Consider the following 2,298-nt stretch of genomic DNA (forward strand, 5'->3'; position numbering starts at 1 on the left):
CCGTCAAGTGCGAACAACGCACCTGCGTAGGACGGTTAACACCTCTTCGCGATGGCGATTTTGGTTATCTGTTCAGGCGGATGATCCGTCGGCTGACCGATCACTGCCCTGAAAAAAGTGGCGCATTATGCAGACGTCAGCGAGGGATCGCCAGAGTCTGCACTGCTTTTATGATAGTTGAATGTCGGTTCAACCGAGTTCGACGATTTCATAATCGTGAGTGATCGCCACGCCGGCCGCGCCGAGCATGATCGAGGCCGAGCAATACTTCTCGGCAGACAGTTCAATGGCGCGCTTGACCTGGGCTTCTTTCAGGCCCCGGCCCTTGACCACGAAGTGCATGTGGATCTTGGTGAACACCTTCGGGTCTTCGGTCGCGCGCTCGGCTTCGAGGAACGCTTCGCAGCTTTCAACCGCCTGACGCGACTTCTTCAGGATGCTCACCACGTCGAAGTTGCTGCAACCACCCACGCCCAGCAGAAGCATTTCCATCGGGCGAACACCCAGGTTACGACCACCGGCGTCGGGCGGACCGTCCATCACCACGACATGACCGCTACCGGATTCGCCGAGGAACATGGCTTCGCCAGCCCATTGGATGCGTGCCTTCATCGCCAAGACTCCACTGTAGAAAAAAGGGTCGCCAGCTTAGCACAGGCCTTTGCTCTGACAGCGCCCGGCGTTCCTGGGAAAGATGCCTAAGCTGCGTAGGTAATTTCTCGAATTTTCGACGAAGTGTCTGGTAAGCTGGCGCCAATTCGCTGGCGCCAATTGTCAGCCCGTGTAGCGACCGCCTTCAGCGCCTCATATAAAAATCAAACATCACCGTGCAGTCTTTTCGGGATACAACCATGGTTGCTATTACCCCCACACCCAAAATCAAAAACCTCGACAAACTGTTGATGCATTGCCAACGCCGTCGCCATGCGGCCAAAAGCAACATCATCTGCGCCGGCGATCGCTCGGACACGCTGTACTTCATCATCAAGGGTTCGGTCACGATCCTGATTGAAGATGACGACGGCCGCGAAATGATCATTGCCTACCTCAACGCCGGGGATTTCTTTGGCGAACTGGGTTTGTTCGAACAAGCGGGTCAGGAACAACAACGCAGCGCCTGGGTGCGGGCCAAGGTTGAATGTGAAATCGCCGAAATCAGCTATGTGAAGTTCCGCGAACTGTCACAGCAGGATCCCGACATTCTTTACGTCCTCAGCGGACAAATCGCACAACGTCTGCGCAATACCACGCGCAAGGTCGGCGACCTGGCGTTCTTCGACGTCACCGGTCGGGTGGCTCGCTGCCTGCTGGAGCTGTGCAAGCAGCCCGATGCGATGACCCACCCGGACGGCATGCAGATCAAGGTGACCCGTCAGGAAATCGGGCGAATTGTCGGTTGTTCGCGGGAAATGGTCGGTCGCGTGCTCAAGGATCTTGAAGAACGCAACCTGGTCGATGTGAAAGGCAAGACCATGGTGGTCTTCGGCACCCGCTAAGCGCGCAAGCTCAGGCGCTGTAGACCTGCGCCAGCATCCGTCGAAACAGCTCATCCAGACGCGCCAAAGCATTTGGCGCGACGAACTTCTCATGCAGGGCAATGTGGCTTTCAGCCCGCACTCGCTGCTCCAGACCGCAAGCCTCGTTGAAGCGATTGACCGCCGCGACCATCGATTCGCGCTCGTTATCGATCAACATCGCCCCGTGCACCAACCCCACCGGACGCTGACCGCCCTGACTCTGGCGCCAGCGTTGAGCAGTGCCGACCATCTTGCGGCCGTCGAGATTGACGTTGAACCGGCCGTCACAGAACGCACCGTCGATTTCGCCCAACGACGATGTGCCGCCCAACTCATCCAGCAACTCACAGATTGGATCGCACAGACGCCGATAGCCAGTTTCGATGCGATTCAGATCGCCCTCGCTGCGGGGCGGAGCGTAGACCAGTGCGATGTTGATGGTTGAGGAGGACTGCGGGACGGGTTCACCGCCGGTTTCCCGCAGCAATACTGGCCAACCAGCAGTGGCGGAGACTTCGCAGGCGTGATCAAAACCGGGCAGACGATTAAGGCGGCGCGGCATGACCAGGGCGTTATCGCTGGGTTGCCAGAACAGCAGGCCGAACTCGGCGTCGCCGGCGCAGACGGAAGCGAGCAAGTCTTGTTCGGCTTGCAGGCCGGCCTCGATGGTCAGGAAGGTGGGCAGCGACATGGAGGGCTCCGGCAGATCTGGAATCTTTAGGGATTTTGAGGGCCTTTTCGCGAGCAGGCTCGCTCCCCACAGGGGAAATGCATTCCAATG

3 protein-coding genes are annotated in these 2,298 nt (G+C 58.3%); 1 reads left to right on the top strand and 2 read right to left on the bottom strand.

Going from position 1 to position 2,298, the window contains the following annotated elements; all coding sequences use genetic code 11:
* Nucleotides 1–189 precede the first annotated feature (189 nt).
* Nucleotides 190–612 carry an OsmC family protein gene (locus HT737_RS12530; protein WP_003228794.1) on the bottom strand — a complete coding sequence of 141 codons (423 nt, stop codon included), beginning with the start codon at nt 610–612 and terminating at the stop codon, nt 190–192.
* 239 nt (nt 613–851) lie between these two features.
* On the opposite strand from HT737_RS12530, the gene crp reads away from it, so the two are divergent.
* Nucleotides 852–1,496 carry a cAMP-activated global transcriptional regulator CRP gene (crp, locus tag HT737_RS12535; protein ID WP_007966430.1) on the top strand — a complete coding sequence of 215 codons (645 nt, stop codon included), beginning with the start codon at nt 852–854 and terminating at the stop codon, nt 1,494–1,496.
* Nucleotides 1,497–1,506: 10 nt separating this feature from the next.
* On the opposite strand, the gene HT737_RS12540 is transcribed toward crp, so the two are convergent.
* Nucleotides 1,507–2,208, bottom strand: coding sequence for a lipoate--protein ligase family protein (locus HT737_RS12540; RefSeq protein WP_047296955.1), 702 nt, complete (start codon nt 2,206–2,208; stop codon nt 1,507–1,509).
* Nucleotides 2,209–2,298: the final 90 nt, after the last annotated feature.

Origin of the sequence: Pseudomonas sp. MD195_PC81_125, from assembly GCF_014060985.1 — a bacterium.
Lineage (GTDB): Bacteria > Pseudomonadota > Gammaproteobacteria > Pseudomonadales > Pseudomonadaceae > Aquipseudomonas > Aquipseudomonas parakoreensis.

Excerpts from the sequence above, each read along its gene's own strand:
- HT737_RS12530 (WP_003228794.1), bottom strand. The coding sequence starts at position 612 with ATGAAGGCACGCATCCAATGGGCTGGCGAAGCCATGTTCCTCGGCGAA.
- crp (WP_007966430.1), top strand. The coding sequence starts at position 852 with ATGGTTGCTATTACCCCCACACCCAAAATCAAAAACCTCGACAAACTG.
- HT737_RS12540 (WP_047296955.1), bottom strand. The coding sequence starts at position 2,208 with ATGTCGCTGCCCACCTTCCTGACCATCGAGGCCGGCCTGCAAGCCGAA.